Annotated in this window: 20 protein-coding genes and 1 pseudogene; 11 read left to right on the top strand and 10 right to left on the bottom strand. The window is 65.2% G+C overall.

All coding sequences use genetic code 11. From position 1 onward, the window contains the following. The first annotated feature begins 176 nt into the window (after positions 1-176). Complete coding sequence (locus tag GGD63_RS34445) at positions 177-965, top strand: class I SAM-dependent methyltransferase (RefSeq protein WP_183248905.1); 789 nt, start codon at positions 177-179, stop codon at positions 963-965. A 77-nt stretch (positions 966-1,042) separates the two neighbouring features. Here GGD63_RS34445 and GGD63_RS34440 read toward each other — a convergent pair whose 3' ends face one another. Then, positions 1,043-1,360 (bottom strand): hypothetical protein, encoded by a 318-nt coding sequence (locus GGD63_RS34440; RefSeq protein ID WP_183248978.1) that lies wholly within the window; start codon positions 1,358-1,360, stop codon positions 1,043-1,045. A gap of 195 nt (positions 1,361-1,555) precedes the next feature. On the opposite strand from GGD63_RS34440, the pseudogene GGD63_RS40870 reads away from it, so the two are divergent. Next, a pseudogene (locus tag GGD63_RS40870) lies at positions 1,556-1,639 on the top strand (MarR family transcriptional regulator); the annotation flags it as partial. Between the two features lie 108 nt (positions 1,640-1,747). Here the strand turns inward: GGD63_RS40870 and GGD63_RS34435 are convergent. Next, on the bottom strand, positions 1,748-2,554 hold the full coding sequence (locus GGD63_RS34435; protein WP_183248903.1) for an N-acyl homoserine lactonase family protein: 807 nt from the start codon (positions 2,552-2,554) through the stop codon (positions 1,748-1,750). A gap of 495 nt (positions 2,555-3,049) precedes the next feature. Between GGD63_RS34435 and GGD63_RS34430 the strand changes: the two genes are divergently transcribed. From GGD63_RS34430 to GGD63_RS34410, 5 genes are all read left to right on the top strand, one after another. Further along, a complete protein-coding gene (locus tag GGD63_RS34430) occupies positions 3,050-4,579 on the top strand; it encodes a caspase family protein (RefSeq protein WP_183248901.1) in 1,530 nt (509 codons plus the stop codon). A gap of 147 nt (positions 4,580-4,726) precedes the next feature. Then, positions 4,727-5,398, top strand: a complete 672-nt coding sequence (locus GGD63_RS34425; RefSeq protein WP_183248899.1) for an OmpA family protein — start codon at positions 4,727-4,729, stop codon at positions 5,396-5,398. A gap of 158 nt (positions 5,399-5,556) precedes the next feature. After that, positions 5,557-6,486, top strand: coding sequence for an efflux RND transporter periplasmic adaptor subunit (locus GGD63_RS34420; RefSeq protein WP_183248898.1), 930 nt, complete (start codon positions 5,557-5,559; stop codon positions 6,484-6,486). Next, on the top strand, positions 6,486-9,629 hold the full coding sequence (locus GGD63_RS34415; protein ID WP_183248896.1) for an efflux RND transporter permease subunit: 3,144 nt from the start codon (positions 6,486-6,488) through the stop codon (positions 9,627-9,629). The genes GGD63_RS34420 and GGD63_RS34415 overlap by 1 nt, the downstream gene beginning before the upstream one ends. 88 nt (positions 9,630-9,717) lie before the next feature. Beyond that, positions 9,718-9,936 (top strand): DUF433 domain-containing protein, encoded by a 219-nt coding sequence (locus GGD63_RS34410; protein ID WP_246785771.1) that lies wholly within the window; start codon positions 9,718-9,720, stop codon positions 9,934-9,936. A gap of 11 nt (positions 9,937-9,947) precedes the next feature. Here GGD63_RS34410 and GGD63_RS34405 read toward each other — a convergent pair whose 3' ends face one another. Continuing rightward, a complete protein-coding gene (locus GGD63_RS34405; RefSeq protein ID WP_183248891.1) occupies positions 9,948-10,622 on the bottom strand; it encodes a Crp/Fnr family transcriptional regulator in 675 nt (224 codons plus the stop codon). Between the two features lie 235 nt (positions 10,623-10,857). Here GGD63_RS34405 and GGD63_RS34400 point away from each other — a divergent pair, with 235 nt between their 5' ends. Next, a complete protein-coding gene (locus GGD63_RS34400; protein WP_183248889.1) occupies positions 10,858-12,924 on the top strand; it encodes an AsmA family protein in 2,067 nt (688 codons plus the stop codon). Positions 12,925-13,138: 214 nt separating this feature from the next. After that, a complete protein-coding gene (locus tag GGD63_RS34395; protein WP_183248886.1) occupies positions 13,139-15,589 on the top strand; it encodes an adenylate/guanylate cyclase domain-containing protein in 2,451 nt (816 codons plus the stop codon). 318 nt (positions 15,590-15,907) lie between these two features. Here GGD63_RS34395 and GGD63_RS34390 read toward each other — a convergent pair whose 3' ends face one another. The 6 genes from GGD63_RS34390 to GGD63_RS34370 all read right to left on the bottom strand — a co-directional run bounded on the left by GGD63_RS34390 (position 15,908) and on the right by GGD63_RS34370 (position 20,900). Beyond that, the gene (locus GGD63_RS34390; RefSeq protein WP_312013472.1) at positions 15,908-16,933 is read right to left on the bottom strand and encodes an N-6 DNA methylase; all 1,026 of its coding nucleotides are present in this window, start codon (positions 16,931-16,933) and stop codon (positions 15,908-15,910) included. Beyond that, positions 16,851-17,360 carry a type I restriction-modification system subunit M N-terminal domain-containing protein gene (locus GGD63_RS40675; RefSeq protein ID WP_312013471.1) on the bottom strand — a complete coding sequence of 170 codons (510 nt, stop codon included), beginning with the start codon at positions 17,358-17,360 and terminating at the stop codon, positions 16,851-16,853. The genes GGD63_RS34390 and GGD63_RS40675 overlap by 83 nt, the downstream gene beginning before the upstream one ends. Beyond that, on the bottom strand, positions 17,357-17,764 hold the full coding sequence (locus GGD63_RS34385; protein ID WP_183248884.1) for a PIN domain-containing protein: 408 nt from the start codon (positions 17,762-17,764) through the stop codon (positions 17,357-17,359). The genes GGD63_RS40675 and GGD63_RS34385 overlap by 4 nt, the downstream gene beginning before the upstream one ends. Continuing rightward, a complete protein-coding gene (locus GGD63_RS34380; protein WP_183248882.1) occupies positions 17,761-17,994 on the bottom strand; it encodes an AbrB/MazE/SpoVT family DNA-binding domain-containing protein in 234 nt (77 codons plus the stop codon). Before GGD63_RS34380 ends, GGD63_RS34385 begins: the two co-directional genes overlap by 4 nt. Before the next feature lie 403 nt (positions 17,995-18,397). Then, complete coding sequence (locus GGD63_RS34375; RefSeq protein WP_183248969.1) at positions 18,398-19,714, bottom strand: Spy/CpxP family protein refolding chaperone; 1,317 nt, start codon at positions 19,712-19,714, stop codon at positions 18,398-18,400. 172 nt (positions 19,715-19,886) lie between these two features. Beyond that, positions 19,887-20,900: a LysM peptidoglycan-binding domain-containing protein gene (locus GGD63_RS34370; protein ID WP_183248881.1), complete on the bottom strand. Its 1,014-nt coding sequence runs from the start codon at positions 20,898-20,900 to the stop codon at positions 19,887-19,889. 181 nt (positions 20,901-21,081) lie between these two features. Between GGD63_RS34370 and GGD63_RS34365 the strand changes: the two genes are divergently transcribed. Further along, positions 21,082-21,777 (top strand): hypothetical protein, encoded by a 696-nt coding sequence (locus tag GGD63_RS34365; protein WP_183248879.1) that lies wholly within the window; start codon positions 21,082-21,084, stop codon positions 21,775-21,777. Between the two features lie 176 nt (positions 21,778-21,953). Further along, on the top strand, positions 21,954-24,617 hold the full coding sequence (locus GGD63_RS34360; protein ID WP_183248877.1) for an EAL domain-containing protein: 2,664 nt from the start codon (positions 21,954-21,956) through the stop codon (positions 24,615-24,617). A gap of 24 nt (positions 24,618-24,641) precedes the next feature. Here GGD63_RS34360 and GGD63_RS34355 read toward each other — a convergent pair whose 3' ends face one another. Next, positions 24,642-26,090, bottom strand: a complete 1,449-nt coding sequence (locus GGD63_RS34355) for an acetyl-CoA hydrolase/transferase family protein (protein ID WP_183248967.1) — start codon at positions 26,088-26,090, stop codon at positions 24,642-24,644. Between the last annotated feature and the right edge of the window lie 5 nt (positions 26,091-26,095).

Genomic DNA, 26,095 nt, shown 5'->3' with positions numbered 1-26,095 from the left:
CCAAGGCAGCCTTTGCTTCTTTGGGGGTTGAGCAGAAGCCTTATGCTTGATCAGAGCGTTGCGGGTTTTGACCCCGAACAGTCGTCAACGTGATCGGAGCGTTGATCCCAAGGTTGTGTCCGGTTATCGTCGGAGCCGACCTTCGTGAGACGCGCGAAACGCAGCGAGGCCCCCCGATGTCCGCGCCGACGATCAGGTTCGATGACGGCGCCGTCTATGAACGGATGATGGGCAAGTGGAGTGGACTGGCCGGACGCGCCTTTATTGATTGGCTCTCGCCCCCGCCCAATTTGCGATGGGTCGACATCGGTTGTGGCAATGGCGCGTTTACACAGTTGCTGGTCGAGCGCTGCGCCCCAATGACCGTCGAAGGCGTGGATCCCTCGGAAGGTCAGCTGGCCTTTGCACGAGAGCGGCTGGCGACACCCGTCGCGGGGTTTCGACAGGGCGATGCAATGGCATTGCCATTTGCCGATGGCACCTTCGATGCGGCCGTCATGGCGCTCGTTGTGTTTTTCATACCGGACCCTGCCAGGGGCGTCGCTGAAATGGCTCGCGTCCTCCGGCCGGGCGGTATCGCGGCCGCCTATGTTTGGGACGTCGTCAGCGGCGGCGGCCCGTCGGAGGCCATCATAACCGAGATGAAAGGCATGGGGTTCACGCCACCGCGGGCTCCGAAAGCGGAAGCCTCGACGCCCGAAGGACTCCATGAGCTGTGGACAGGGGCGGGTTTCGCCGACATCGAAGCGCGCGTTCTTCGCACGCGACGAACCTTCGACGATTTCGAGGACTATTGGTCGACTACGATCGCGGCGCCCAATCTCGCTCCGATGCTTACAACGATGGCGTCAGCCGACGTGATGCAACTCAAGTCTCGGGTTCGTGAGCAGGTGCCTATCGAGGCGAGTGAGCGTGTCTCGATCGAGGCGTGCGCCAATGCGATCGTCGGCCGTCGGCCCGGATAGGGCTGTCGATCGCTCTTCCGCTCCTCCCCCAGAAGCTGCCAACCTCTATGCTTGCCTAGTGCGCATCGCCAAGGGTTCTATTTCGGAGCGCTGGTCTGGCCACCCGAACCCGTGGTCTGCTCACTTCCCGGTCGGCCCGGAGGATGCGCAGATGCGCCCGGCTTGTCTTGGTCGGCCACGTATCCGGACTCTCCGGAGTTGCGGGTCTTGATCCCTTTGTCCGCATCGCGCTGCATCTGCTCGTTGGGCTCGCCAGTCTTGAGCCCTTGGTCTACATCACGGCGCATCTCCTCCTTGGTTTGCTCACTGGGTGCGGCCTTTTGCTGTTGGGCCGTTGCTTGGAAGGCAATTGCGCTTCCGGCAACTACGATCAACGCGAGAACTGCTGTTCGCATGCTTCTCCTCCACGGCTTGCTCCGTCCCCCTAAACGCGCGAGCTTCCCAAGGTTTCCTAGTTCCAATCGCCATTGTCGAAAGGCACATCTTGCGATCACGTGGGCGGCACTCAAGTCGCCATTGGCCCGACCCGGACCTCAGACGATGTTCTTTTCGCGCTGCATTCGGGAGCATAGCTGACATGAGGCCCGGCGCTCTCAGCCTTGCTCCGCAAATTCGAAGCGAGCCTCGACTTGATCCAGACCAGCGAAGAGGCGGACGCGAAGCAGGCGTACTAGCTGATGCTGTCATTCCGGGGCGCCGCGACGCGGCGAACCCGGAATCTCGCGCTACAACTTCTGGATTCCGGGTTCGCGCTGCGCGCGCCCCGGAATGACGCTATCGCGTCATTTCGCAAACGACCGCGACGGCGGCAGGTGCAGTGCCCAGGCGTCGACCTTGTCGCTGGCGCGCGGATAGATCTCGGTCACGATCGGATCATGGCCGGGGATGAATCGATCAGGGTGGCCTGCGAGGCGCTCGATCGTCTCCCAGCCCTGTGCCATGTCGCCGACATTGTAGACGATCGGGAACGGGCTGCGGCGCTGCAGATTGGCGTAGTAATGCGCAGCATCGGAGGCCAGCACCACGGACCCGCGCGCGGTCTCGACCTTCACCACCTGCAAGCCATCCGAATGGCCGCCGACGCGGTGCACGGTGACTCCGGGCGCGACCTCGCCGTCGCCCGAGTAGAAGGTGACACGCTCACCATAGACATGGCGCACCATCTGCGTGACGTGCTCGACCGAGAACGGATGTCGCAGCAGGCCGTTGCACATGCACCGCCCCGTCGCGTAAGCCATCTCGCGCTCCTGGAGATGGAAGCGCGCATTCGGGAAGCGGTCGAGATTGCCGGCATGGTCGTAATGCAGATGCGTCACGATGACGTTGCGGATGCTCGAAGCCGCGACGCCAAAGCGCTCCAGCGCATCGACCGGGTTGAGCGTCAGCTTGCGCGCCCGCGCGCTCGCGTCCTCGGCATTGAAGCCGGTATCGACCAGGATGTCGCGGCCGTGCCCTCGGATCAGCCAGACGAAATAGTCGAGATCCTGCGCCGCGCTGTCATGCGGATCGGGCGCCAGAAAGTTCATGCTGGGAGTGCGCGGCGACATCGTCGCGTAGCGCAGGGCGTAGATTTCGTAGACGTTTCCCATGGCTCTTCTTTTTTGTGAGGGGATCTGGATGACGTGACGCACCAAGCCATCGTCCGCCGCAAAGGTCAAACAGCCTAAAGCGCGATGAGATTTGGATGAATCGTCATCGCGCTTTAGTTTGTTGTTTACGCATGATCTTTCCGGAAAACCGCTTCGCACTTTTCCGGATCATGCTTTGGGCTTGCTACGACCGCGGGCCTGCAATGTGAGACCAATCACATTTTCGTCGCCATGACTCCCCTAACATCACTCCCCTAACATGACTGCTGCAACATGGCCGCTTGCCATGCCCAACCAGATCGGGTCGAGCACAAACATGACAGCCCGTTCATTCCGCTACCGGCGCGCCCCTGCGTTGCGGTCAATCGTCGCGATAATGCCGAATCTCCAAGAGGTTGACGCCCCCTCCCCCCGGTTTGATAATGCAAGATGCGTAAGTTAAGGTCGCCGCGGCGCAAGCTGGAACGGCGCCTTTTTGGCTGGACCGCGCTGATTATGAAAATTCGCTTCCTTTTCCTTCTCCCTTTGCTCGTTTCGCTCGTCCCGACTGCGCCATCCCTGGCGGCCGGCGACCGTTTTGCGCTGGTCATCGGCAACGCCAAATATCCGGATGCAGATGCGCCGCTGAAGGAACCGCTCAACGATGCGCGCGACATCGCCGACGAGCTCAAGCGCGACGGCTTCTCGGTCGAGATCGGCGAGAACCTGACCGGCGACGGCATGCGCCGCGCCTTCGACAAGCTCTATGGCAAGATCAAGCCGGGCTCGGTGGCGCTGGTGTTCTTCAGCGGCTTCGGCATCCAGTCGGCGCGCCAGAGCTACATGCTGCCGGTCGACGCGCAGATCTGGACCGAATCCGACGTGCGCCGCGACGGTTTCAGCCTGGAGACCGTGCTCGGCGAGCTCAACACGCGCGGCGCCGGCGTCAAGATCGCGCTGATCGATGCCTCCAGGCGCAACCCGTTCGAGCGCCGGTTCCGCAGCTTCTCGGCCGGTCTTACGCCCGTCATCGCGCCGAACGGCACGCTGGTGATGTATTCGGCGGCGCTGGCCTCGGTGGTCTCGGACGCCGGCGGCGAGCACAGCCTGTTTGTCCAGGAACTGCTCAAGGAAATCCGCGTCCCCGACCTGATGGCCGAGGAGACGCTGAACCGCACCAAGATGGGCGTCACCCGCGCCTCGCGCGGCGAGCAGGTGCCGTGGATCTCCTCCTCGCTGGCCGAGGATTTCTCCTTCATTCCGGGCGCCGCCGGGTCGCGCCCGACAACATCGACGGCGGCACCGCCGCCTGCGCCGCCCGTCGTCGCCAACAACCCGCCCCCGGCACCGCCCGCGCCGCCATTACCGCCGCCGGCGAAGCCGGCTGACAACGTTGCAGCACCTGCCCCTCCGCCGCCGCCGCCCGCACCGGCTCCGTCACCGAAGCCGCAGGTCGAGGCCGCCCTGCCCCCGCCGCCACCGCCGGTGAAACCGGCCGATCCCGCGCCCGCGCCGAACGCGGATAGCGGGCCGAGCGCGGCCGTCCTGGCGGAGGATCCCACCATCAAGGGCCTGACGGCCAAGATCGCGGCCAATCCTGATGATGTGAACGCGCTGTACCGGCGCGGCCAGGTCTATGCCAGCAAGGGCGCCTACAGCCTCGCCATCAAGGATTTCGACGACACGCTCCGGATCAATTCGAAGGATGTCGAGGCGCTGAACAACCGCTGCTGGACCCGCACCGTGGTCGGCGACCTCCAGGGCGCGCTGAAGGATTGCAACGAGGCGCTGCGGCTGCGGCCGAACTTCGTCGACGCGCTGGACAGCCGCGGGCTGGTCAATCTGAAGTCGGGCGCGGTCAAGAACGCGATCGCCGATTTCGATGCGGCCCTGAGGATCAACCCGCGCCTGACCTCCTCGCTCTACGGCCGCGGCCTCGCCAAGCAGCGTAACGGCTCCGCCCAGGAAGGCGCGCTGGACATTGCCAATGCCAAGGCGATGGATCCGAACATCGTTCAGGAATTCGCAAGCTACGGAGTACGCTAGTATTTTTTTAGGTTCAGGCAGCGGACGCCTCGAACCCTTGGCGGCCCACGGAAGACTAACGGTCGGATGCCGCAGGCGGCCTTTTCCCGGGGGCCTATTGCAGGAATTTTGGAACCGCGCGGGCACGCTGCGCAGGAGGGACTAGCTATGAGATTGGCTGCAAAGGGACTGACCGCAATCCTGTCCATCTTGGCCATTGGCGCGACACTGTCGCTGCCGGCCACCCCCGCATTTGCCGCCGATGACGGCAACAGCAAGAACGTCACCGAGGACGAGATCCTTCGCGCGCTGGCGCCGCCGGCGAGGAAGCCGCTGACCCGCGGCCTCTCGATGGCCCCGCAGGCCGATCCCGCGCCGAACGCGGCGGAGACCAAGCTGATCCAGTCCGTGCGCGGCCGCTCGACGCGCTCGCTGTCGTCGACCGAGCGCGAGGAGATCGCCTCAGTCGCCAAGGACAAGCCGAACATCGACCTCGAGATCACCTTCGACTACAACTCGGCCAATATCAGCGCCAAGTCGATGCCCTCGGTGCAGGCGCTCGGCCGCGCGCTCACCAGCCCCGACCTGAAGGGCTCGACCTTCGTGGTCGCCGGCCACACCGACGCCGCCGGCGGCGAGGCCTACAATCAGGACCTGTCGGAGCGCCGCGCGGATTCGATCAAGCGTTACCTTGTCGAGAAGTACAGCATCTCGGCGACCGACCTCGTCACCGTCGGCTACGGCAAGAGCAAGCTGAAGGACCCGAGCCAGCCGATGGCCGAGGTCAACCGCCGCGTGCAGGTCGTCAATATGGAAAACAAGACCACCGCATCGAAGTAAGCACGACGTAATCCTTTGCAGTGACCGGTCGTGATGTGGTGTAAAGTCTCGCGTCCAAAGCGCGTCCCGCAGCCTTGCGGGACGCCGCTTTATTTCAGGGAAATGCTCTTCATGGGCCTCGTACGGACGGCCGTGAGCAAGGCCAGGATGATCCGGCGATGAACCTCTCCGAATATCTCAAGCCAGCCGGAACCGTGGTCTTCGTCGTGGCCCTCGGCGTCGGCTATTACCTGTTCGAGCATCGGCGCCGTCCCGAGGTGAAGGAGACGCCGAGCGCCGCGCTCGTCATCGTGACGAAGTCGACCAATGCCTGCTTCTCCGATCTCGTGCGGGTGACCGGCTTCTTCGTGCCGCGCCGCGAGGCGGTGGTCGTCGCCGACCAGGAAGGCTCCAGGGTCACCGACCTCTTCGTCACTGAAGGCACCTTGGTCACCGACAATCAGGAGCTGGCGCGCCTGACCGCGCCGCCGCAGATTCCGGGCCAGCCGCAGCGGCCGGGCCCGCAAGGTCCGATCTCGCTGAAGGCGCCCGCGCCGGGCCTCGTCACCGAGGTGCGCACCATCGTCGGCGCGCCCGCTTCCCCGCAGGCCGGCCCCATGTTCCGCATCGCCGTCAACAACGAGATCGAGCTCGACGCTCAGGTTCCGGCGGTCCACATGACCAAGCTCAGCCCCGGCGCGACCGTGCGCATCAGCCGCGACGACGCGCCCGATCTGATCGGACGGGTGCGGCTGGTCGCGCCTGAAATCGATCGCACCACGCAGCTCGGCCGTGTCCGCATCAGCGTCACCAACAATCCCTCGCTGAAGGTCGGCGTGTTCGCCCGCGCCTCGATCGACGCCAAGCGAAGCTGCGGCGTCGCGGTCCCCAAGACCGCGATCGACCATCTCACGTTGCAGGTCGTCAAGGGCAACACGGTCGAGACGCGCAAGGTGCGGGTCGGACTGTCGTCCGACACCGCGACCGAAATTCTGGACGGCCTCGACGTCGGCGAAATCGTCGTGGCCGACGCCGGCTCTTCGCTGCATGACGGCGACCAGATCAAGACCATGTTCGCCGATGAACTCGATCGCACGCGGGTACGCTGATGGCTCTCAATATTTCGGCATGGTCGATTCGTCATCCGCTGCCGTCGGTCGTCTTTTCGATCATCCTGCTGGTGCTCGGCTGGACCTCCTTCGTCAAGCTCGCGGTGACGCGACTGCCTTCGGCCGACATTCCCGTGATCTCGGTCGCGGTGTCGCAGTTCGGCGCGGCGCCCGCCGAGCTTGAATCCCAGGTCACCAAGACCATCGAAGACGCGGTGTCCGGCGTCGAGGGTGTCAGGCACATCACCTCGCAGATCACCGACGGGCTGTCGCTGACCACCATCCAGTTCGCGCTGGAGACCAACACCGACCGCGCGCTCAACGACGTCAAGGACGCCGTGACGCGCGTGCGTTCGAACCTGCCGCAAAACGTCACCGAGCCGCTGATCCAGCGCGTCGACGTGATCGGCCTGCCGATCGTCACCTATGCCGCGATCTCGCCCGGCAAGACGCCGGAGCAGCTGTCCTATTTCGTCGACGACGTGGTCAAGCGCGCGCTGCAGGGCGTGCGCGGGGTCGCCCAGGTCGAGCGTATCGGCGGTGTCGAGCGCGAGATCCTGGTCTCGCTCGATCCCGACCGCCTGCAGGCGATGGGCCTGACCGCGGTCAATGTCAGCCAGAGCCTGCGCGGCACCAATGTCGACGTCGCCGGCGGCCGCGCCGAGATCGGCAAGAACGACCAGGCGATCCGCACGCTCGCCGGCGCCAAGACGCTGGGTGATCTCGCCGGCACCATGGTTCCGCTGTTCGGCGGCGGCGAGGTGCGGCTCGACGATCTCGGCACCGTCACCGACACCATCGCCGACCGCCGCACCTTCGCCCGCTTCAACGGCGAGCCGGTGGTCGCGCTAGGCATCAAGCGCTCCAAGGGCGCCAGCGACGTGAAGGTCGCGGCCGCGGTGCAGAAGCGCATCGACGCGCTCAAGGCGGCCTATCCCGATGTCGACCTCAAGCTGATCGACACCTCAGTCGACTACACCAACGGCAATTACGAAGCGGCGATCTCGACCCTGTTCGAGGGCGCCATCCTCGCCGTCGTGATCGTGCTGCTGTTCCTGCGCGACCTGCGCGCGACCATCATCGCCGCGATCTCGCTGCCGCTGTCGATCTTCCCGGCGTTCTGGGCGATGGACCTGCTCGGCTTCTCGCTGAACCTCGTCAGCTTCCTCGCCATCACGCTGTCGACGGGTATTCTCGTCGACGACGCCATCGTCGAGATCGAGAACATCGTCCGGCACATGAACATGGGCAAATCGCCCTACCGTGCCGCGCTGGAAGCGGCCGACGAGATCGGTCTCGCGGTGATCGCGATCTCGCTCACCATCATCGCGATCTTCGCCCCTGCGAGCTTCATGTCGGGCATCGCCGGGCAGTTCTTCAAGCAGTTCGGCATCACCGTCTCGGTGCAGGTGTTCTTCTCGCTGCTCGCCGCGCGCTTCGTCACGCCGGTGCTGGCCGCCTACTTCCTCAAACATGGCCATCACGAGGAGCCGCCGCCCGGCCGCATCTTGCGGTCCTACCATGGGATCGTGGCCTGGTCGGTGAAGCACTATTTCATCACGGTGCTGATCGGCTTCGGCATCTTCGCCGCCTCGATCTGGAGCATCACGCTGCTGCCGCAGGGCTTCCTGCCCGCGCAGGACAGCGCGCGCTCGCTGCTGGCCCTCGAGCTGCCGCCGGGCACCCAGCTCGCCTACACCGAGAAGGTCACCGAGGACATCGTCGCGCGACTGCGCAAGCGGCCCGAGGTGAAGAGCATCTTCGTGGACGGTGGCCGCGTTCCGCCCGGGACCCAGGAAGTCCGGCGCGCCGCCCTGATCATCAACTACACGCCCAAGGCCGATCGCGACATCACCCAGCGCGAGCTGGAATTCTCGATCAGCCAGGAGCTGGAGAACATTCCGGACATCCGTTTCTGGTTCCTCGACGAGAACGGCCTGCGCGCGATCTCGCTGGTCGTGACCGGCGTCGACGCCAACATCGTCAACAACGTCGCCAGCGAGCTTGCGACGCAGATGAAGCGGATTCCGACCATCTCCAACGTGATCTCGGAAACCACGCTGGAGCGGCCCGAGCTGCGCATCGAGCCGCGCGCCGATCTCGCCGCGCGGCTTGGCGTCTCGACCGAAAGCCTGTCGCAGACCATCCGCGTTGCCACCATCGGCGACGTCGGGCCAGCGCTCGCCAAGTTCGACGTCGGCGACCGCTTGGTGCCGATCCGCGTGCAGCTCGAGGATGCCGCCCGCGGCAATCTGAAGACGCTCGAACAATTGCGCGTGCCGCTCGGCGAGCACGGCGAAAAGGGCGGCGTGCCGCTCTCGGTGATCGCCGACGTCAAGCTCGACCAGGGCCCGACCAGCATCAATCGCTACGACCGCGAGCGGCAGGCGACCGTCGCGGCCGATCTCGTCGGCTCCGCCGCGCTCGGCGATGCGACCAAGAAGATCTACGACCTGCCCGTCATGAAGACCTTGCCGAAGAGCGTGAAGGTCTCACCCTCGGGCGATGCCGAAAGCCTGAACGAGCTGTCCGACGGCTTCGCCACCGCGATCACGGCGGGTCTGATGATGGTCTATGCCGTGCTGGTGCTGCTGTTCGGAACCTTCCTGCAGCCGATCACCATCCTGTTCTCGCTGCCGCTCTCGATCGGCGGCGCCATCGCCGCCCTGCTCGTCACCGGCAAGCAGCTCACCACGCCGGTGTGGATCGGCATCCTGATGCTGATGGGCATCGTCACCAAGAACGCGATCATGCTGGTGGAGTTCGCGATCGAAGCGATCCGCGACGGCAAGCCGCGCGAGGAGGCCATGATCGACGCCGGCATGAAGCGTGCTCGCCCGATCGTGATGACCACGATCGCGATGGCCGCGGGCATGATGCCGAGCGCGCTCGCGGTCGGCGCCGGCGGCGAATTCCGCTCGCCGATGGCGCTCGCGGTGATCGGAGGCCTGCTCTTCTCGACCATCCTGTCGCTGGTGTTCGTGCCTGCGATGTTCATGGTGATGGACGATCTCGGCGCCCTGATCTGGCGTTTTGGCAAGCGGCTGATCGTGCACAGCGAGGATGCGGAGACGGACGATCATCACGGGGCTGCGGAGGCGCCGCACGTGCCGAAGAAGATCGTGCACCCGGCGGCGGAGTGAGGTTCGAGGCGAGCCGGATCTTGAGGCACACGGTGGCGCAAGTCGTTCGTGCGCGCTAGCTTATGCCATGGCTTTTGCGCGTATCACGATGGACCCTGCCGTCTGCACTGGTAAGGCCTGCATTCGCGGGCTGCGGTTTCCGGTCGCGCGATTGCTCAGCCTGCTGGCGGCCGGCGAGTCGTGCGAGTCCATCCTCAATGACTACCCGTATCTCGAGCGTGGAGACATTGATGAGGCGTTGCGATACGCGGCCTTCCTCGCCGAGGACACAGCCGTCGACCTGCCTCCCACGGTCCAAGCGAAGTGAATTTGCTCGAGTTACTCGTTCCGCGCGATCGCCGTCAGCTTGGTCATGTTCCGCAGCAAAATCCGCCCGCGCTGGAGATCGAGGATCGCTTCCTTGCGCCAGGCCTGGAGCTGGCGGTTGACGCTCTCGCGGGCGGCGCCGACGAAGACGCCGAGCTGCTCCTGCGAGATGTGCACCTCCGAGCCGAAATCGGCGGCGAGCGCGCACAGCCGCCGCGCCAGGCGTACCGGCAGCGGCTGCAGCATGGACTCTTCCATCCGCTCGCTCTGCCAGCGGATGCGCTGGCACAGCAGCGCGATGATCTTGATCGCGACCTTCGGCTCGCGCTCGAGGAAGCCGAGGAAGTCTTCGCGCCGCAGCACGAACAATTCGCTGGCCTCACCCGCGGTCGCATCCGCCGTGCGGTTCTGGCCGTCCAGCACCGCGACCTCGCCGAACAGATCGCCCGACCCCATGAAATTGAGCGTCAGCCGGCTGCCGTCGGAGGCGCCGGTCTCGATGCGGACCTGGCCGCGGCGCACGCCGTACAGCGCGTCCCCGGGATCGCCCTTCTGGAACAGCACCTCGCCATTCGCCAGATGCTGGGTGTGGCAAAGATTGGACAGCCGCTGGAGCTCGTCCGCGCCGAGATCGGCGAACATCGGGTTCATCTTCAGGATGACCGCAAATTCGGCCTGTTTGCTCATTTGAACGTCCTTGTGATTTTGCTTGTCAATTTCGCCGGCAAATCGCTTGGAACCATCAGCATCAGGATCGCGTAAAACCGCGCCGGAGAAGTGTGTCATAAGTCACATAACTTTGCAGCACCCCCTGACTATTTTTGACCGCTTGGAGCGGCTTCCCGTCCGGGGATAAACTCACGCGCAAGGGACGGGTGGGCGGCCGGTTTCGGCGCCGTTCGTCCGTCGTTGGAAAGTCGACATGAAAGCAGTGAAATTCGCCGGCGCGACGGTCGCCGCCGTCATCATCGTGATCGCGCTTCTGCTCGTGGTCGGAATCCCCTCGGGCTTCCTGACCTCGACGATTGCCTCGCGGGTCGAGAGCGCGACCGGCTATCGCCTGTCGATCGACGGCACCACCAAGATCAGCTTGTGGCCGACGCTGAACGTCACGCTGAACGACCTCACGCTGGCCGACCCCAAGGACCGCAGCGGCATCACGCGTCTGACGGTCGACAGTGTGCAGGCCGACATGTCGCTCTCCAGCGTGTGGTCGGGCAGCCCTGAGATCAGCGAACTCGTCGTCACCCATCCCGTGCTGTACCAGCCGCTGCTGCGCGAGCGCCTGCCGAATGCCGGCGCCGCGTCGAGGCCGATCGCGCTCGACACGGCCGGGGCGACCATCGACCGCGTCAAGGTCACCGACGGCGAGGTCGCGTTCGCGCGCGTGCGCGACCGCGTCGAGGGCCGCATCAGCGCCATCAACGCCGACGCCGTCGTCGGCCGCGACCGCAAGGTCGACATCACCGGCACTGCGCGCGTCGGCGATCACCTGACCAAGTTCGACATCAAGGCGACGGCGCCGACGCCGCCGGCCGAGCGGCCGACCATTCCGGTGGATTTCGCCATCGACATGCCCGACGTGCTGAAGTCCCAGCTCACCGGCCATGCCGAGGCGCGGCTCAATGGCGATGTCGTGATGATCAGCGGCGTGAGCGGCAGGCTCGGCGACGGCGCCTTCAACGGCTGGGCCTCGGTCGACATCGCGAGCAAGCCGCTGGTCAAGGTCGATCTCGATTTCCAGCGCCTCGCGATCCCGCTGGCGAAAACGCCCGACGGTGCGCCGGGACAGCCCTGGAGCAATGCGCCGATCGACGTGTCCGGGCTCAATTATGTCGATGCACAAATCAGGATCTCCGCGAGCGAGGCCGTGATCGGCGATGCCCGCCTTGCGCCGCTGGCGCTCGATGCAAAGCTCGCCGGCGGCGTGCTGAAGGCTGGCACCGCCAATCTCGGCGCGTATGGCGGACAGGTCTCGGGCGAGGTGATCGTGGATGCGACCACCGGTGCGCCGAGCTTTGCCATGCATTCCGACCTCGTCGGCGTGCGCGCGCTGCCGCTGCTGCAGGGGCTCGCCGAATTCGACCGGATCGACGGCAAGCTGCAAGCCAAGCTCGCTTTGCGCAGCGCCGGTACCAGCCAGCGTGCGCTGATGGCGAACATGCAGGGCACCGCCTTCGTCAACTTCCAGGACGGCGCCATCCGCGGCATCAATGTTGCGCAGATGATCCGCTCGCTGACGACGGGCACGCTCACCGGCTGGCAAGACAACCCAAACGGCAGCCAGGAGCAGAGCACGGATTTGTCGCAGCTCTCGGCCTCCTTCCGCATCGACAAGGGTCAGGCCGTGACGACCGATCTCAACCTGATCGGGCCGCTGGTGCGCGTCACCGGCGCCGGCACCATCGCGCTCGACACCAAGATGATGGGCTTTCGCGTCGAGCCCAAGCTGGTGATGACGACCGAAGGCCAGGGCCGCGCTAGCGAGCCGGTCGGCTTCGGCATCCCCGTGATGATCCAGGGCAGCTGGTCGCAGCCGAAGATCTACCCTGACATGGCCGGCATACTCGACAATCCCGACGCCGCCTATGCCAAGCTGCGCGAGATGGGCAAGGGCCTGTTCGGCCCTGACGGCGCCGGGCTCGGCAATATTTTGGGAAGTCTGGGTCTCGGCAGCGCCACCGCGCCGGGCGGCGGCAACGCAAACGGCAATGCGAATCCGCAGGCCCAGCAGCCGGGGCAGAACAACCTGCTTGGCGGCCCTCTCGGCGAGGCGATCGGCAACCTGATTCAGCAGGGGCTTTCCAGCGGCGCCGGAACAGGCACCGGTACCGCGACGGGCACCGGCCGCAGCCGCAGCCTGCCGGCAACGCCGCCAGCACCGGCGCCGCAGGCCTCGCCCGCGTCCCCCGCCCAGGAGGACCCGCCGGTGGCGCAGCAGGACAGCCAGCCGATGAACGACGTTCTGCGGCAGCTCTTCAATCGATGATGTCACGCCAATCCCCTTACATCGGCTTCCGCCTCCGCTGCTTCCTCCGAGCGGATGAGGCTGCGACAATTCACCACCCTTCGGCCTGTCCCGGCGTCCACATTGGGTAACCACACCGGCGGTCCACCCGTCCTCCGGCCCAAATTGTGGTAGAAAGGGCCATTGGGCTGCACAGCCCGTAGCGCCGCGTCGATGGCGGCGCGAGAGGATCCGGATGGCAGGGGCGAACGACAAGACACGGTTTCTGCGCGAGGGCCTGTTCGCCAAATATGTCGTCTCCCTCGTCGGCCTCGTCGTGTTCGTGCTCGCCGTCAACGGCGCGATGGAGACCTGGATCTCCTACCGCGCCACCAAGACGCAGCTGACCGGCGGGCTGGAGGACAAGGCGCAGGGCGCCGCCCGGCGGATCGAGCAGTCGATCTCCGAGCTCGAGCGCCAGATCAGCTGGGTGACGCGGGCGAGCCAGGACACGCTCGAGAAGCGCCGCGCCGATTACGCCTCGCTCCTGCACCAGGTTTCAGTCGTCAACCAGCTGTTCCAGCTCAACGGCGACGGCCGCGAGGTGCTGCGCGTCTCGCGGCAGTCGACCACGACCGGCGGCAATGCCGACCTCTCCCGCGACATGCGCTTCACCGACACGGTCGCGCGCGGCGTCAGCTACGCGCCGGCCTGGTTCTCCGACCGGACGCCGTTCATGTCGATCTCTGTGGCGCATTCCGGCTTCAACGCCGGCGTCACGGTCGCCGAGATCGACCTCAGTTTCCTCTCCGACTTCCTGTCCGACGCCCAGGTCGGCAAGGCCGCCTTCGCCTATGTGGTCGATCCGCGCGGCCGCGTGCTGGCGACGTCGGCCAAAGGCCCCGATGTCGGCAAGGATTTGTCGAAGCTGCCGCAGGTGGCGGCCGCGATTTCGCCCGGCGGCGCGTCGGAAGCGTCAGGCACCGACTTCGACGGTCATGCGGTGCTGTCAGCCGCGAGCACGGTGCCAAAGCTCGGCTGGAGCGTGATGTTCGAGCAACCGACCACACAGGCCCTGACGCCGATCCGCGACCAGCTGGTGCGCGTTGCGCTTCTGATCGGCATGGGCCTCTTGGTCGCGATCCTCGCCGGCACGCTTCTGGCACGCCGCATGATCATCCCGATCACGGCGCTGCGCGACGGCGCGCACAAGCTCGGCGAAGGCGATTTCAGCCATCGCATCGACGTGCACACCTCCGACGAGCTGGAAGACCTCGCCGGCCAGTTCAACCGCATGGCGACGCAACTCCAGGAGACCTATTCGAGCCTGGAGACCAAGGTCGAGGAGCGCACCCGCGATCTCGCGCAGTCGATCAACGAGCTCAAGGTGCTGGAAGAGGTCGGCCGCGCGGTCTCCTCCTCGCTCGATCTCAACGCCGTGCTGCCCACGATCGCGGCCCGCGCGATCGAGATCACCCACGCCGATGCCGTGCTGATCTACGGCTATGACGCCGAGACGCGGCGCTTCAACCTGGTCGAGGCGGGCGGCATCGACAAATCGGCCGAGGGCGCCCATGTCACGATCGACGAAGGCGACAACATCCTGAGCGATGCCGCCAGAAGCGGCGAGCCGATCGCGCTTGCCGATCTCGACCGGGCGGCCCAGCAGCCGCTGCGCGACGCCGCGATCGCGGCCGGCTTCCACGCGGTGCTGGTGGTGCCGCTGGTCGACCAGCAGGGCACGCTCGGCGCGCTGGTGGTGCTGCGACGCCCCAGTGGCGAGTTCGCCGGCAGCCTCATCGGATTGATGCGCACCTTCGCCAACCAGGCCGTGCTGGCGATGCGCAATGCGCGGCTGTTCACGGAGGTCGATCACAAGAGTCACGCGCTGGAGGCGGCGCATGAGACCGTGCGCGCCCAGGCCGACAAGCTCAAGCAGCAGACCGAGCAGCTCAAGGACTGGAACAAGTCGCTGGAGGAGCGCGTCAAGACCCAGCTCGGCGAGATCGAGCGCATCCGCAAGCTCGAGCGTTTCCTGGCGCCGCAGGTGGCGCAGCTGATCGCCTCCTCCGACAGCCCCGAGGGACTGCTCACCAGCCAGCGCCGCGAGGTCACGGTCGTGTTCTGCGACCTGCGCGGCTTCACCGCGTTCACGGAAGCGACCGAGCCGGAAGAGGCGATGAACGTGCTGCGCGAATATCACGCGGCGCTCGGCAAGCTGATCTTCAAATATGAGGGCACGCTCGACAAATATGCCGGCGACGGCGTGATGATCCTGTTCAACGCGCCGATACAATTCGAGGACCACACAAAGCGCGCGGTGAAGATGGCGGTGGAGATGCGCGACACCATCGGCCCGCTGACCGAGCGCTGGCGCAACCGCGGGCATAGCCTGGGGTTCGGCATCGGCATTGCGCTCGGCTATGCCACGCTCGGCCAGGTCGGCTTCGAGCAGCGGCTGGAATATGCCGCGATCGGCAGCGTCACCAACCTCGCCTCCCGCCTCTGCGGCGAGGCCAAGCCCAACCAGATCGTGGTCAGCCGCCGCGTCTACGGCATGGTCGAGCCCTGGGTCGAAGCCCGCGCCCTCGACGATCTCCAGCTCAAGGGCTTCAATCACCCGGTGCTCGCGATGGAGATCTTGAGCTGGCGCGAGGAAGTGGAGAACGTGGTGGATGCTGCCGCGGCGGCGCGCCGGCGGGGATAGCGGCCGCTCCGCTACCTACGCACGCCCATCCTCCGAGGAAGGCTGTTTCAGTCTACGTCTAAAAATCATCCACGGCGCACAAGTTCTCCAGGAGCAGTAGTCAAGGAATCCTTGACTACTGCTCGCAGCAAGTGGAGCCGGGTGAATGACATTAGGCAGCGGCCCGAGATGCCTCTTCAATAATAAAAGTCGAAAACAACCCCATGCACAGTAGACGCGGGCTGTCGGATCAATGGGTTACGAGGGGGCCAAGGCCGAGGGTGACAAGGTCCTTTGACACGTCGGGCAAAACACTGGCAAAATAGCATCATCGGCATTTCAGGCCAGCTTCTCGCCCAGAGCCTTGGCGACATTGCGGAAGCGCTCGAGAGCTGTTTCCAAACTTTCGACAATCTCGGCAGCCGCTTCATCCGGTGACGGCAGCAGATCGGGATCGTCGAGCGCATGGTCCTTCAGCCAGAAGATATCAAGATTGACCTTGTCGCGCGCGAGTAGGGTTTGCAGAGGGAAGCGCTTGAACTTCTCGGCTTCCTCGCGCTGCGCGCGATGGCCTGATCGATAGCAAGCGACGAAATCGTCGAGGTCGGCGCGAGCCATCGGTCGCTCCTTCAGAGTGAAGCGCTGATTGGTCCGGAGATCGTAGATCCATAAGTCCTTCGTTGCGGCCTGCTCCGAAGGCGGCTTCTTGTCGAAGAACAGCACGTTGGCCTTGACGCCCTGCTTGTAGAAGATGCCGGTCGGCAGCCGCAGCAGCGTGTGGTAGTCGAAATTCTGCAGCAGACGGCGGCGGATGGTTTCGCCTGCGCCGCCCTCGAACAGGACGTTGTCCGGTAGCACCACTGCCGCCTCGCCGTTCGGCGCCAGCACCGTCATGATGTGCTGGAGGAAGTAGAGCTGTTTGTTGGACGTGGTGACGAAAAAGTCCTGACGGTCGTAGTCCTCGCGCTCGCTGTCGATCTCGCCGTCGTCGCGAACGATGCGATAGCTCTGCTTCTTGCCGAATGGAGGATTGGTCAGAACGACGTCGTAAGTCTTGCCGCCCGCTCCGAGGAGAGCATCCTTGGCTTCGACGATGGAATCGACGCCAGTGATGCCGTGCAGATACAGATTCATCGCGGCGAGGCGGACGACCTCGGGAACGATGTCGACACCGGAGAACTTGTTCTTGAGGGCCGAATAGACGGCGCGGTCGCGCGCCTTCTTGTTCTGCTTCATGTGCTCCCAGGCGGCGAGCAGAAATCCGGCCGTGCCGCAGGCGGGATCATGCACGGTCTGGTGCGGCTGCGGGTCGACCACTTCGACCATCGCCTCGATGAGGCCGCGGCGTAAAGTATTGGCCGGCACCGGACTTGACGTCCTCCGCGTTACGGGCGAGCAGGCCTTCGTAGATGCTGCCCTTCACATCGACCGGAAGACCAAGCCACGTCTCGCTGTCGATCAGGCCGACGAGCCGCTTGAGTTTGGCGGTGTCCTGAATCTCGCTCTGCGCCTTCAGAAAGATCGCGCCGATGATGCCGCTCTGCTTCGACAGCTTCTCCAAGAGCTTCGCGTAGGTCCCGCTCAGCGCTTCGCGCGAGAGATCCTTGATGTCCTCCCAGCGGGCGCCCTTGGGCAGCATCGAGGCTTCGCCAATCTGGGTGACGCGCTCCTCATCCATCTTGAGGAAGAGGAGATAGGAGATCTGGCTGATATAGGCCTGATAGGAGACGCCCTGGTCGCGCAGGACGTGGGCAAAGTTCCAGACTTTGGCGACGAGGGTTTGGGCGTTCACGGCGCGCTTTCGATGAAAGGGTTGACGATGGTGAGAGCGCCGAACTTGCGGCCGTGCTGCATGTCTTCGGTCAGGACGGTGTCGCAGCCGGCTTCGAGTGCGGCGGCGACGATCAATGCGTCATAGAAGCCTACACTGTGATCGCGAGCGAACACGAGGGCGGCTTCATGGGTCGATAGTGCGAGCGGCTGCACACGGCCCGACCGGCTTCGCACCAGCGTGAGCATCGCCTCGATGTCAGGCCAGCTCCATTTGAGCTTGGTTCGCGCCACGTTGGCGAACTCGTTCAGCACCTGGACGCTGATCGCGCCTCCCGCCGCTAGCAGCCGTTCCGCAATTGCGCAGCGCGGATCGTCCGACAGTGCGGCATAGACGAGGACGTTGGTGTCAAGAAAGGGAGTCACCGCGCGTTGGCGTCGTCGCGATTCCAGACGAAGCCCTTGGGACGAGGCTTCTGCAAGGCGCGAAGCTGACGCAGAAAATCACCCTCGCCGACCTTGTCCTTGGAGACCACGATGGTCTGCTCATCGGCGGACGTGACATGGACGTGGTCGCCCTCGGCAAGGCCGAGCTTCTCGACCAGCTTCTTGGGCAGCCGTACGGCTAAGCTATTGCCCCATTTGGAAATCTGCATCGTCCTATCTCTGATCCGTATGCCAGGACATGTATATCATAGTCAGGATATCATTTTCTTCAAGTGGTCGCAGACACTTGTTTTTTAGCTCTGCCGCGCGCCTTTCGCGCGCTGACCGGAGCATCCGCGACCCGCTCCAGCAGGATGCTCGCGGGCTCATCCGAAGGATCTTGTGGCACGAGGCGGCCGTCGAACGCAGCCTTGAGAATGGATTGCCTCAGCCGAGCAGCATCGACGCTTCGGCATCGAGGTGCCCGACTGTGTCAGCCAACACCGCCAAAGCATCTGACACGCGACGAAGAATTTCAGTAGCCTCGTCAGGAGGAGGAATCGGAATTGGCAGCAAACTAATCTTAGAAAGACTAAAACGAATTGGATCTATTTTTCTTGAGGTCGAATCCCCTTACGCCCCCCGCTTCGGCCCGATCGCTTCAAACCCCGCCTTCTGCTCGTCGCTCAGATCCGCCTCGAAATCGTCGAGCGCATCAGTGACGCCGTTCACCGCCTGCAGCATCGTCGCCAGTCGTGCCTTCACGGCTGCGAGGCGAGCCAGCGGTGTCGCGGCGGCCTCCACAGGGCAGGCGCTCAGCGTCTCCATGGTGCGCAGCGTGGTGTCCTGGAGCACGTCGAGGCGGGCGCGGGCGATCTCGTCGAGACGGAGCGTGGTGGCCATATCGGCGACAGGCCATTGCTGCTGCACGAGCTGCTCATATTGGCGCTGCGCCTTTTCGTCGTAGCGGGGATCGTAGTCCGGCCGGCAAGCGGCGGCGGCCTGCGCGTCCTTGGACTGATCCTTGGACTGATCCTTGGGCTGATCCTTGGGCTGATCCTTGGGCTGGCGAGACGCCAGCGCAGCGCGACGATCATTGCCGAGGGCATTGAGCCTGGCTTTTTGGTCGTCATTGAGGAGACCTGCAAACTTCGCAAATGGCGCTTCGATCGCATCCGTCGCCTTGATCATGGCCGCGATGCGCTCGCGCATCAGGCCGAGGCGCTCCGCTGCGTTCGCGGGCACCTCCGCCGGGCAGGTCGCGCGGATGCTGTCGCGGGCAGCTTGCCAGGCGCTCACGAGTTCATCGAGCGCGGCGCGCTGCATTTCGTTGGGCTGCACGGCGGCGGCCATGAGATCCGCAGGGAAGCCGGCGGGATCGCTGACATCGCAGATGTTCTGCGCTGATGGAATCTTGCGCGCGCGCCTGCCCTGCGGCGCGGTATAGGCGGCAAGCTCGGTGGCCGCATAGGGCGAGAAGATCGCGGCATAGATGTCGCCATAGCCATATAGCGAGATGCTGGTGGTGTCGGCGAAGATGACCGCGTTGGCGAGATCGTCATGTGCGAACGGCCAGAACACCGGGCCGGCCCAGCCATAGCTGCCGTCGGGATGACGCCACCAGCCCTGCGGGCTGCGGCCGCCGTGCCAGCCCGCGAGCGCGGCTTGCGCCGAGAGAGCCGCACGGATGATGTAAGGATTGGAATTCTGCCCACGGTCGGCACCACGCGGATCCTCTGACCGCAACGCAGCGGAACGGTAGCGGCCGCCGCGCACCGCCATGCGGGCATGGCGCAGGCGCGACAGGCCGATGACGTGACCGACCGCGAACCGCGCGACACCGAGCGGACCGCCGCGCAGCCCGAACTGGGCCTCGGCTCTGTCGGGCAGCAGCACTGCCGCAATCAGGAGGGTCGCGCCAGCGAGCACCAGTCCCATGCGTCCCGACATGACCGCCGACTTGACCGCCGACTTGGCCACTTCCTGGCCCTCCTCCCGTGCAAAGCGCGCAATGCGCCTCACGCAAGATGACGTTTGGGGGAACCAAAGGTTCCCGGCGCGCAATGGCCAAACCGTCGCGGACGGAGAGAATCCCGATTGTCGCAGCGCCGAGGCGCCGCGCTCACTGCGCCTTCTGCGGCAACACGAACGTCTGGCCGGGGTAGATCAGGTTCGGATTGCGAATCTTGTCGCGATTGGCGTTGAAGATCACCGCGTAGCGGGCGCCGTCGCCATAGGCGAGCCGGCTGAGTGCCCACAGGCTGTCGCCGCGGGAGATCACCCGGCTGCCGCCGGCCTCGGCCGGTGCGGCGCCGAGGGCGTCTGCCGGCGAGGCCGATGCGACGGTCGTGGCGGCAGGCGCGCGCGCCATGCTCCTCGGTTTCGGCGCCGCCATCATTCTGGGGCGAACCGCGGGCCTGTCAGGCGTTGAAGAGAGGTGCGGTGCAGCCGACGACAGCGCCGCCACGACATCCGACTTGTCGTCCACCTTCTCGGCCGGTTTCGTCTCCTGCCTTGCAACCGGCGCGGGGCGCGCGGGCGGCGGTGCGGCCTCCGCAATGATCACCGGCATGGTCCGGCTGGACTGCGTGACGGTGCCATCGGGCGCCCTGGCGCGGAGCGTCAACTCGTAGCTGCCGGCGGGAAGCTGCGGCGGCGTCATGACGAACTGGCCCGACGCATCCGCCGTGACCGAATGCAGCGGCTGGCCGTCGCGCAGCAGCTCGACCTTCGCTCCCGGCGCGGCCTGGCCCGCGATCACCGCCGCCTCGCCATGATCGTCGATGCGGGCGACATCGAACCGGGGCCCGGCGTCGGTCGCGGAGGGCTGCGGCTTGACCGGTGCGAGATCGGCAAGCGCGGCCGTGACCTGCTTCTGCGCCTCGGCCGCCGGCTTCGGCGCGGCAGCCGGCGCCGGCGCGGGCTGTGCGGCGGCGAGCTTCGGTTCTTCGGGTTTGGACTCTGCCTTGGCTGCGGCCTTGGTCTCGCCCTTGGCTTCAGGCTTGGCGGCGACAGCGATCTCGGTGCCCGCTCCGCCCGGCAACAGACGGCGCAGCTCGGTGGGACCGATCACAAGGACGGTGCCGGCCACCGCGAGCAGGCAGAACGCAATGAGGGCCTTGGTTGCGGTTATCATGAGGTCGACCCCTTGCTGGCAAATTTGCCGATGACGGCAAATTGCGCCGATTTGGTTGCGGCAGCAAGTCGCTCAAAGGGATGATCGGCCATCGTTCCCGGACGCCGCGGATGAACCGGCGCGGCCCCTTCGGCGTCAAATGAGCGAGGCCGCGCTGCGGCTATTTTTCAAGGACTTTTCCATGACCGCATTTTTTCGCACCGCGCCATGGCTGGCGCTCGCCCTGATGCTCGCCACGTCCCCCACGCTCGCTGCCGCCGGCCCGCCGCCGGGCTACGTTCTCACCGACAATGAGGATCTCGCCTTCACCTCGCCCGACGGCGCCACCAAGCTCGAGCAGTACATGAAGGACAGCGAAGACCTTTTCGGCGTCAAATGGCAGGTCTGGGCGCGGCGCGGCGATCAGATGACGGAGCTGAAGCCCGAGCAGGGCTATGGCGCCGGCTTCCGCTTCACCAGCGACTCGCAATGGCTGGTGCGGATGCAGAAGACCGGCTCGGGCGAGCAGGATCTCTTTCTCTACCATATCGAGAACGGTGCCTTCGTGAACGCGACGAAGAAATCGCTCAGCGATCTCGCCTGGGCCTATTTCCACAGCCGGCCCGACACCAAGAAGATGAAGCTCGACTACCACATCTCGGCCAATCTGATGAAGGGCACGGAGGACGGCTATCGCTGGCTCGGCGTCGACTGGCCGAACAACCGCTACCTCCTGATCTCGCTGTCGGGCGAGATGGACAAGCATCCGAAGAACGTCGCCGTGAAGGGATTGGCGGATTGGAAATGCCGCTATGACCTCAAGACCGGCAAGTTCGACGTGCCCAAGATGTTCGCCAAGGAGAACGCGGAAGCGCTGGAGTGGGAGATCAAGCGGTGAGTGCTGCTTCGTAGGGTGGGTTAGCTGGCGGCTGCGCGAAGCGCAGTCCACGATTTCCGGCATTCTGCGCGACGGAACCAACCCCCTGATTCCGCTCCGATTCATATTTTCCTAACCCTCAATGGTAACGGGGTCTTGTCGGTTTTGCTGCATCTTGCATCCCACGGGAGGGCTGGATGGGCACATCGATCCGATGGACCGCGCGCATGCGCGCGCTGCTCCGTCGTTGGCGCGGGGCGCCGCTGACATGGCTGATCGCCGGCGGCTTCGTGCTGATGCTTGCGACCGCCATCGGCACAGCGCTCACCGTCGACCGTTTCCGGCAGAACGCGATCGAGAGCGGCCGCGACAGCCTCGAGAGCGCCGTCCGCCTGCTGGCCCGCCATTTCGACCGCGAGTTCGAGGATTTCGCGGTGCTGCAAAAAGGCATCATCGCGGAGCTCGAAAGCCACGGCATCGAATCCGCCGACGTCTTCCGCAGCGAGATGGGCACGCTCGCCATGCATGAGTTGCTGCGCGCCAAAGCCAGCGGCTGGTCCGACGTCGCCGGCGCCAATGTGTTCGACTCTGGCGGCATCCTGATCAACTCGTCGCGGCGCTGGCCGGTCGCCGACGTCTCGATCACGGACCGCGGCTATTTCAATCGCCTCAAGAACGACCCGGCCGCGCAGGAAGAGGTCGAGGTCGTGCCGGGACGGCTCGGCAACGGACCGGCGATCGTGTTCGCGCGGCGCGTCTCCGGTCCGCGTGGCGAGTTCCTCGGCATCGTCACGCGCGCGATTGCGCCCGACCAGCTCGAATCCTTCTTTGCCTCGACCGGGCTCGGCGAGGAATCCTCGATCGCGATGCACCACCAGAACGGCCAGCTGCTTGCGCGCATCCCGCACGTCGAGACCATGATCGGGCAGAGATTTCGCAAGGGCACGCCGGAGCAGATGGCGGTGTTCGAGCGCACCTTCGTCACGACCCAGCTCGCGAGCCCGATCGACGGCAAAGACCGCATCGTCGCCTCGCGCCTCTTGACCGGCGAGCCGCTGGTCGTGGTCGCGACCAAATCGCTGGACGCAACGCTCGCCACCTGGCGTACGCAGACGAAATTCTTCGTCGCCGTCGCCGTGACGTCGATCGCCCTGCTCGTGCTCACGCTGTTCCTGATCTTCCGCCAGGTGACGCGCCGGCTCTTGCTCGAGAAGCAGCGGCTCGACACCGCGATGAACACGATGACGCAGGGCCTTCTGATGTTCGACCAGGACGAGCGGCTGATCGTCTGCAACCGGCGCTACATCGAGATGTACCGCCTCTCCGCCGACATCGTGAAGCCTGGCGCCCATTTCCGCGACGTGATCCAGCACCGCCACGACACCGGCTCCTTCGACGGCAACGTCGATGCCTATTGCGACGGCATCCTGGGCAGCGCCGACCAGACGCACAGCTCGATCGTGGAGACGGGTGACGGCCGCCTGATCGAGATCAAGAACCAGCCCGGCGCCGCCGGCGGCTGGCTTGCCACCCATGACGACGTCACCGAGCGCATCCGCGCCGACGAACGCATCGCGCATATGGCGCATTACGACGCGCTGACCGACCTGCCCAACCGCGTGCTGATGCGCAGCCATCTGGAGCGCCGCGTCGCCGAGCTTGCCCAGGGCAAGCCGTTCGCGATTCTCTATATCGACGTCGACGAGTTCAAGGGCGTCAACGATTCGCTGGGACACGAGGTCGGCGACGAGCTGCTGCGCCAGGTCGCGAACCGCCTGCGCGCCTGCGTCAGCGGCAACGACCTCGTCGCGCGGCTCGGCGGCGACGAATTCGCCATCGTCAAGGCCGGGACCTGTGATCACGCCGAGCTGACGGCGCTGGCGGACACGATCCTCAACACGCTGCGTGCGCCGGTGAACTGCAAGGGCCAGGAGATTGCGACCGATGCCAGCATCGGCATCGCGATCGCGCCGGAGCATGGCGACAATCTCGACGATCTGCTCAAGTGCGCCGATCTCGCGATGTACGCGGCGAAATCGGAAGGCCGCGGCACCTTCCGCGTCTTCGTGAGCGAATACGACGCCAAGGCGCGGCAGCGCCGCCAGCTCGAGCTCGATTTGCGCCAGGCGCTCGCGCGCGGCGAGTTCGAGGTGCACTATCAGCCGCTGGTCGATCTCGCCGCCAATGTCGTCACCGGCTGCGAGGCGCTATTGCGCTGGCGCCATCCCGAGCGCGGCATGGTCTCGCCGGCGGATTTCATTCCGGTCGCGGAAGACACCGGACTGATCGGCGAGATCGGCGAATGGGTGCTGAAGCAGGCCTGCAATGAGGCCGCCAGCTGGCCGGGCAATATCCACATCGCGGTCAACGTCTCGCCGGTGCAGTTCCGCTCCAGGTCGCTGGCGTTGAAGGTCGCCGCCGCGCTTGCGGACTCAGGTCTTGCACCCGGACGGCTCGAGCTCGAGATCACCGAGACCGTCCTGATCCGCGACGACGAGGAGGCGCTGACGATCCTGCAGCAGCTGCGCGAGCTCGGCGTGCGCATCGCGCTCGACGATTTCGGCACCGGCTATTCGTCGCTGAGCTATCTGCACCGCTTCCCGTTCGACAAGATCAAGATCGACCGCAGCTTCATCAGCGACATCGGCGAGCCCGAGGATTCCTCGCCGATCGTGCAGGCCGTGGTGCACATGGCCGCCGCCCGCCACATGGCGACGACGGCGGAAGGCGTCGAGACCGAAGCCCAGCGCGAGGTGCTGCGCCAGCTCGGATGCAGCCAGATGCAGGGCTGGCTGTTCAGCCCGGCCGTGCCGGCGGCGAAGCTGAAGCAGCTGCTGTCGGCGCAGGCGGAAGCGGCTTAGGGCCTACACGCCGGGGCTCGCGCTTCAGCCCGCCGGCGTGATCATGTGGAAGGCTTCGTCCAGCAGATGCGGCGTGTGTTTTCCGGACGAGAGCCGGCACGCGCGCTCGAAGTAATCCTTCAGTGCCGGCCGGAACGACGGGTGCGCCGCATTGCCGATGATGACCGCGGCGCGCTGCTTCGGCGACAGGCCGCGCAGGTCGGCCAGACCGTGCTCGGTCACGATGATCTGGACGTCGTGCTCGGTATGATCGACATGCGTCACCATCGGCACGATGGCCGAGATCGACCCACCCTTGGCGGTCGACGGCGTCATGAAGATCGAAAGGTATGCGTTACGGGCAAAATCACCGGAGCCGCCGATGCCGTTCATGATGGCGGAGCCGCGAATATGGGTCGAGTTGACGTTGCCGTAGATATCCGCCTCAATCAGTCCATTCATGGCGATCACACCGAGCCGCCGGATCACCTCCGGATGGTTGGAGATTTCCTGCGTACGCAGCACGATCTTGCGCTTGAGTCTGTCGATCTCGCGGTTGAACTGCGTCGTCGCGTCGGCGCTGAACGACAGCGCGGTGGCGGAAGCGAGCGTCATGCGGCCGGACCGAAGCAGGTTCAGCATGCCGTCCTGCAACACTTCGGTATAGGCGGTCAGCCCGGCGAAAGGACCGTCTTCGAGGCCCGCCATCACCGCATTGGCCACATTGCCGACCCCGGACTGGATCGGCAGTAATTCCGGCGGCAGCCTGCCACGGCGAACCTCGTGGTCGAGAAATTCGAGAATGTGACCGGCGATGGCCCTGGACGTCGCATCCGGCGCGGCGAAGGTCGTGTCGCGATCCGGAGCATTGGTCTCGACCACCGCAATCACCTTGCCGGGATCGCAGCGAAACGTGGGTTCGCCGATCCTGTCGCCCGGCGCGATGATGGGGACGGGCTTGCGATGCGGCGGCAGTCTCGTGCCGTAGTAGACATCGTGCATGCCCTCGAGCGACGTGCTCATTCCCGAATTGACCTCGAGGATGACGCGATCGGCCTGATCCAGCCAGGTCTTGTTGTTGCCGACGGACGTCGAGGGCACCAGGCTGCCATCCGGCAGGATGGCCGTGACTTCGACGAGCGCGACGTCGAGATGGCCGAGAAAACCGAACCAGACGAACTGCGCGACATGACTGAGATGGATGTCGATGTATTCCATCGCGCCGGCATTGATGCGCTCGCGCGTGATCGCGTCCGACTGATAGGGCAAGCGCAATTCAACGCCATCGACCCTGGACAACGCGCCGTCGAGATCGGGCGCGGTCGAGGCGCCGGTCCACACGCCGATCCGGAATTCTTCACCGCGCGCATGCGCCTGCCCGATCCGGCGCGCGAGCGCTCCCGGGACCACCTTCGGATGACCTGATCCCGTAAAGCCGCTCATCCCGACATTCGCGCCATGCGGCACCAGCGCCGCGGCATCATCGGCCGACATGATCT

This window comes from Bradyrhizobium sp. cir1 (genome assembly GCF_014198245.1).
Lineage (GTDB): Bacteria > Pseudomonadota > Alphaproteobacteria > Rhizobiales > Xanthobacteraceae > Bradyrhizobium.
Note: the sequence above shows the minus strand (reverse complement) of the source record. Positions and strands in the feature narration are given on the sequence as shown.

Bases quoted from the DNA above. Each gene is read 5' to 3' on its own strand.
- GGD63_RS34445 (WP_183248905.1), top strand. From the start codon at position 177: ATGTCCGCGCCGACGATCAGGTTCGATGACGGCGCCGTCTATGAACGG.
- GGD63_RS34440 (WP_183248978.1), bottom strand. From the start codon at position 1,360: ATGCGAACAGCAGTTCTCGCGTTGATCGTAGTTGCCGGAAGCGCAATT.
- GGD63_RS34435 (WP_183248903.1), bottom strand. From the start codon at position 2,554: ATGGGAAACGTCTACGAAATCTACGCCCTGCGCTACGCGACGATGTCG.
- GGD63_RS34430 (WP_183248901.1), top strand. From the start codon at position 3,050: ATGAAAATTCGCTTCCTTTTCCTTCTCCCTTTGCTCGTTTCGCTCGTC.
- GGD63_RS34425 (WP_183248899.1), top strand. From the start codon at position 4,727: ATGAGATTGGCTGCAAAGGGACTGACCGCAATCCTGTCCATCTTGGCC.
- GGD63_RS34420 (WP_183248898.1), top strand. From the start codon at position 5,557: ATGAACCTCTCCGAATATCTCAAGCCAGCCGGAACCGTGGTCTTCGTC.
- GGD63_RS34415 (WP_183248896.1), top strand. From the start codon at position 6,486: ATGGCTCTCAATATTTCGGCATGGTCGATTCGTCATCCGCTGCCGTCG.
- GGD63_RS34410 (WP_246785771.1), top strand. From the start codon at position 9,718: ATGGACCCTGCCGTCTGCACTGGTAAGGCCTGCATTCGCGGGCTGCGG.
- GGD63_RS34405 (WP_183248891.1), bottom strand. From the start codon at position 10,622: ATGAGCAAACAGGCCGAATTTGCGGTCATCCTGAAGATGAACCCGATG.
- GGD63_RS34400 (WP_183248889.1), top strand. From the start codon at position 10,858: ATGAAAGCAGTGAAATTCGCCGGCGCGACGGTCGCCGCCGTCATCATC.
- GGD63_RS34395 (WP_183248886.1), top strand. From the start codon at position 13,139: ATGGCAGGGGCGAACGACAAGACACGGTTTCTGCGCGAGGGCCTGTTC.
- GGD63_RS34380 (WP_183248882.1), bottom strand. From the start codon at position 17,994: ATGCAGATTTCCAAATGGGGCAATAGCTTAGCCGTACGGCTGCCCAAG.
- GGD63_RS34375 (WP_183248969.1), bottom strand. From the start codon at position 19,714: ATGTCGGGACGCATGGGACTGGTGCTCGCTGGCGCGACCCTCCTGATT.
- GGD63_RS34370 (WP_183248881.1), bottom strand. From the start codon at position 20,900: ATGATAACCGCAACCAAGGCCCTCATTGCGTTCTGCCTGCTCGCGGTG.
- GGD63_RS34365 (WP_183248879.1), top strand. From the start codon at position 21,082: ATGACCGCATTTTTTCGCACCGCGCCATGGCTGGCGCTCGCCCTGATG.
- GGD63_RS34360 (WP_183248877.1), top strand. From the start codon at position 21,954: ATGGGCACATCGATCCGATGGACCGCGCGCATGCGCGCGCTGCTCCGT.
- GGD63_RS34355 (WP_183248967.1), bottom strand. From the start codon at position 26,090: ATGTCGGCCGATGATGCCGCGGCGCTGGTGCCGCATGGCGCGAATGTC.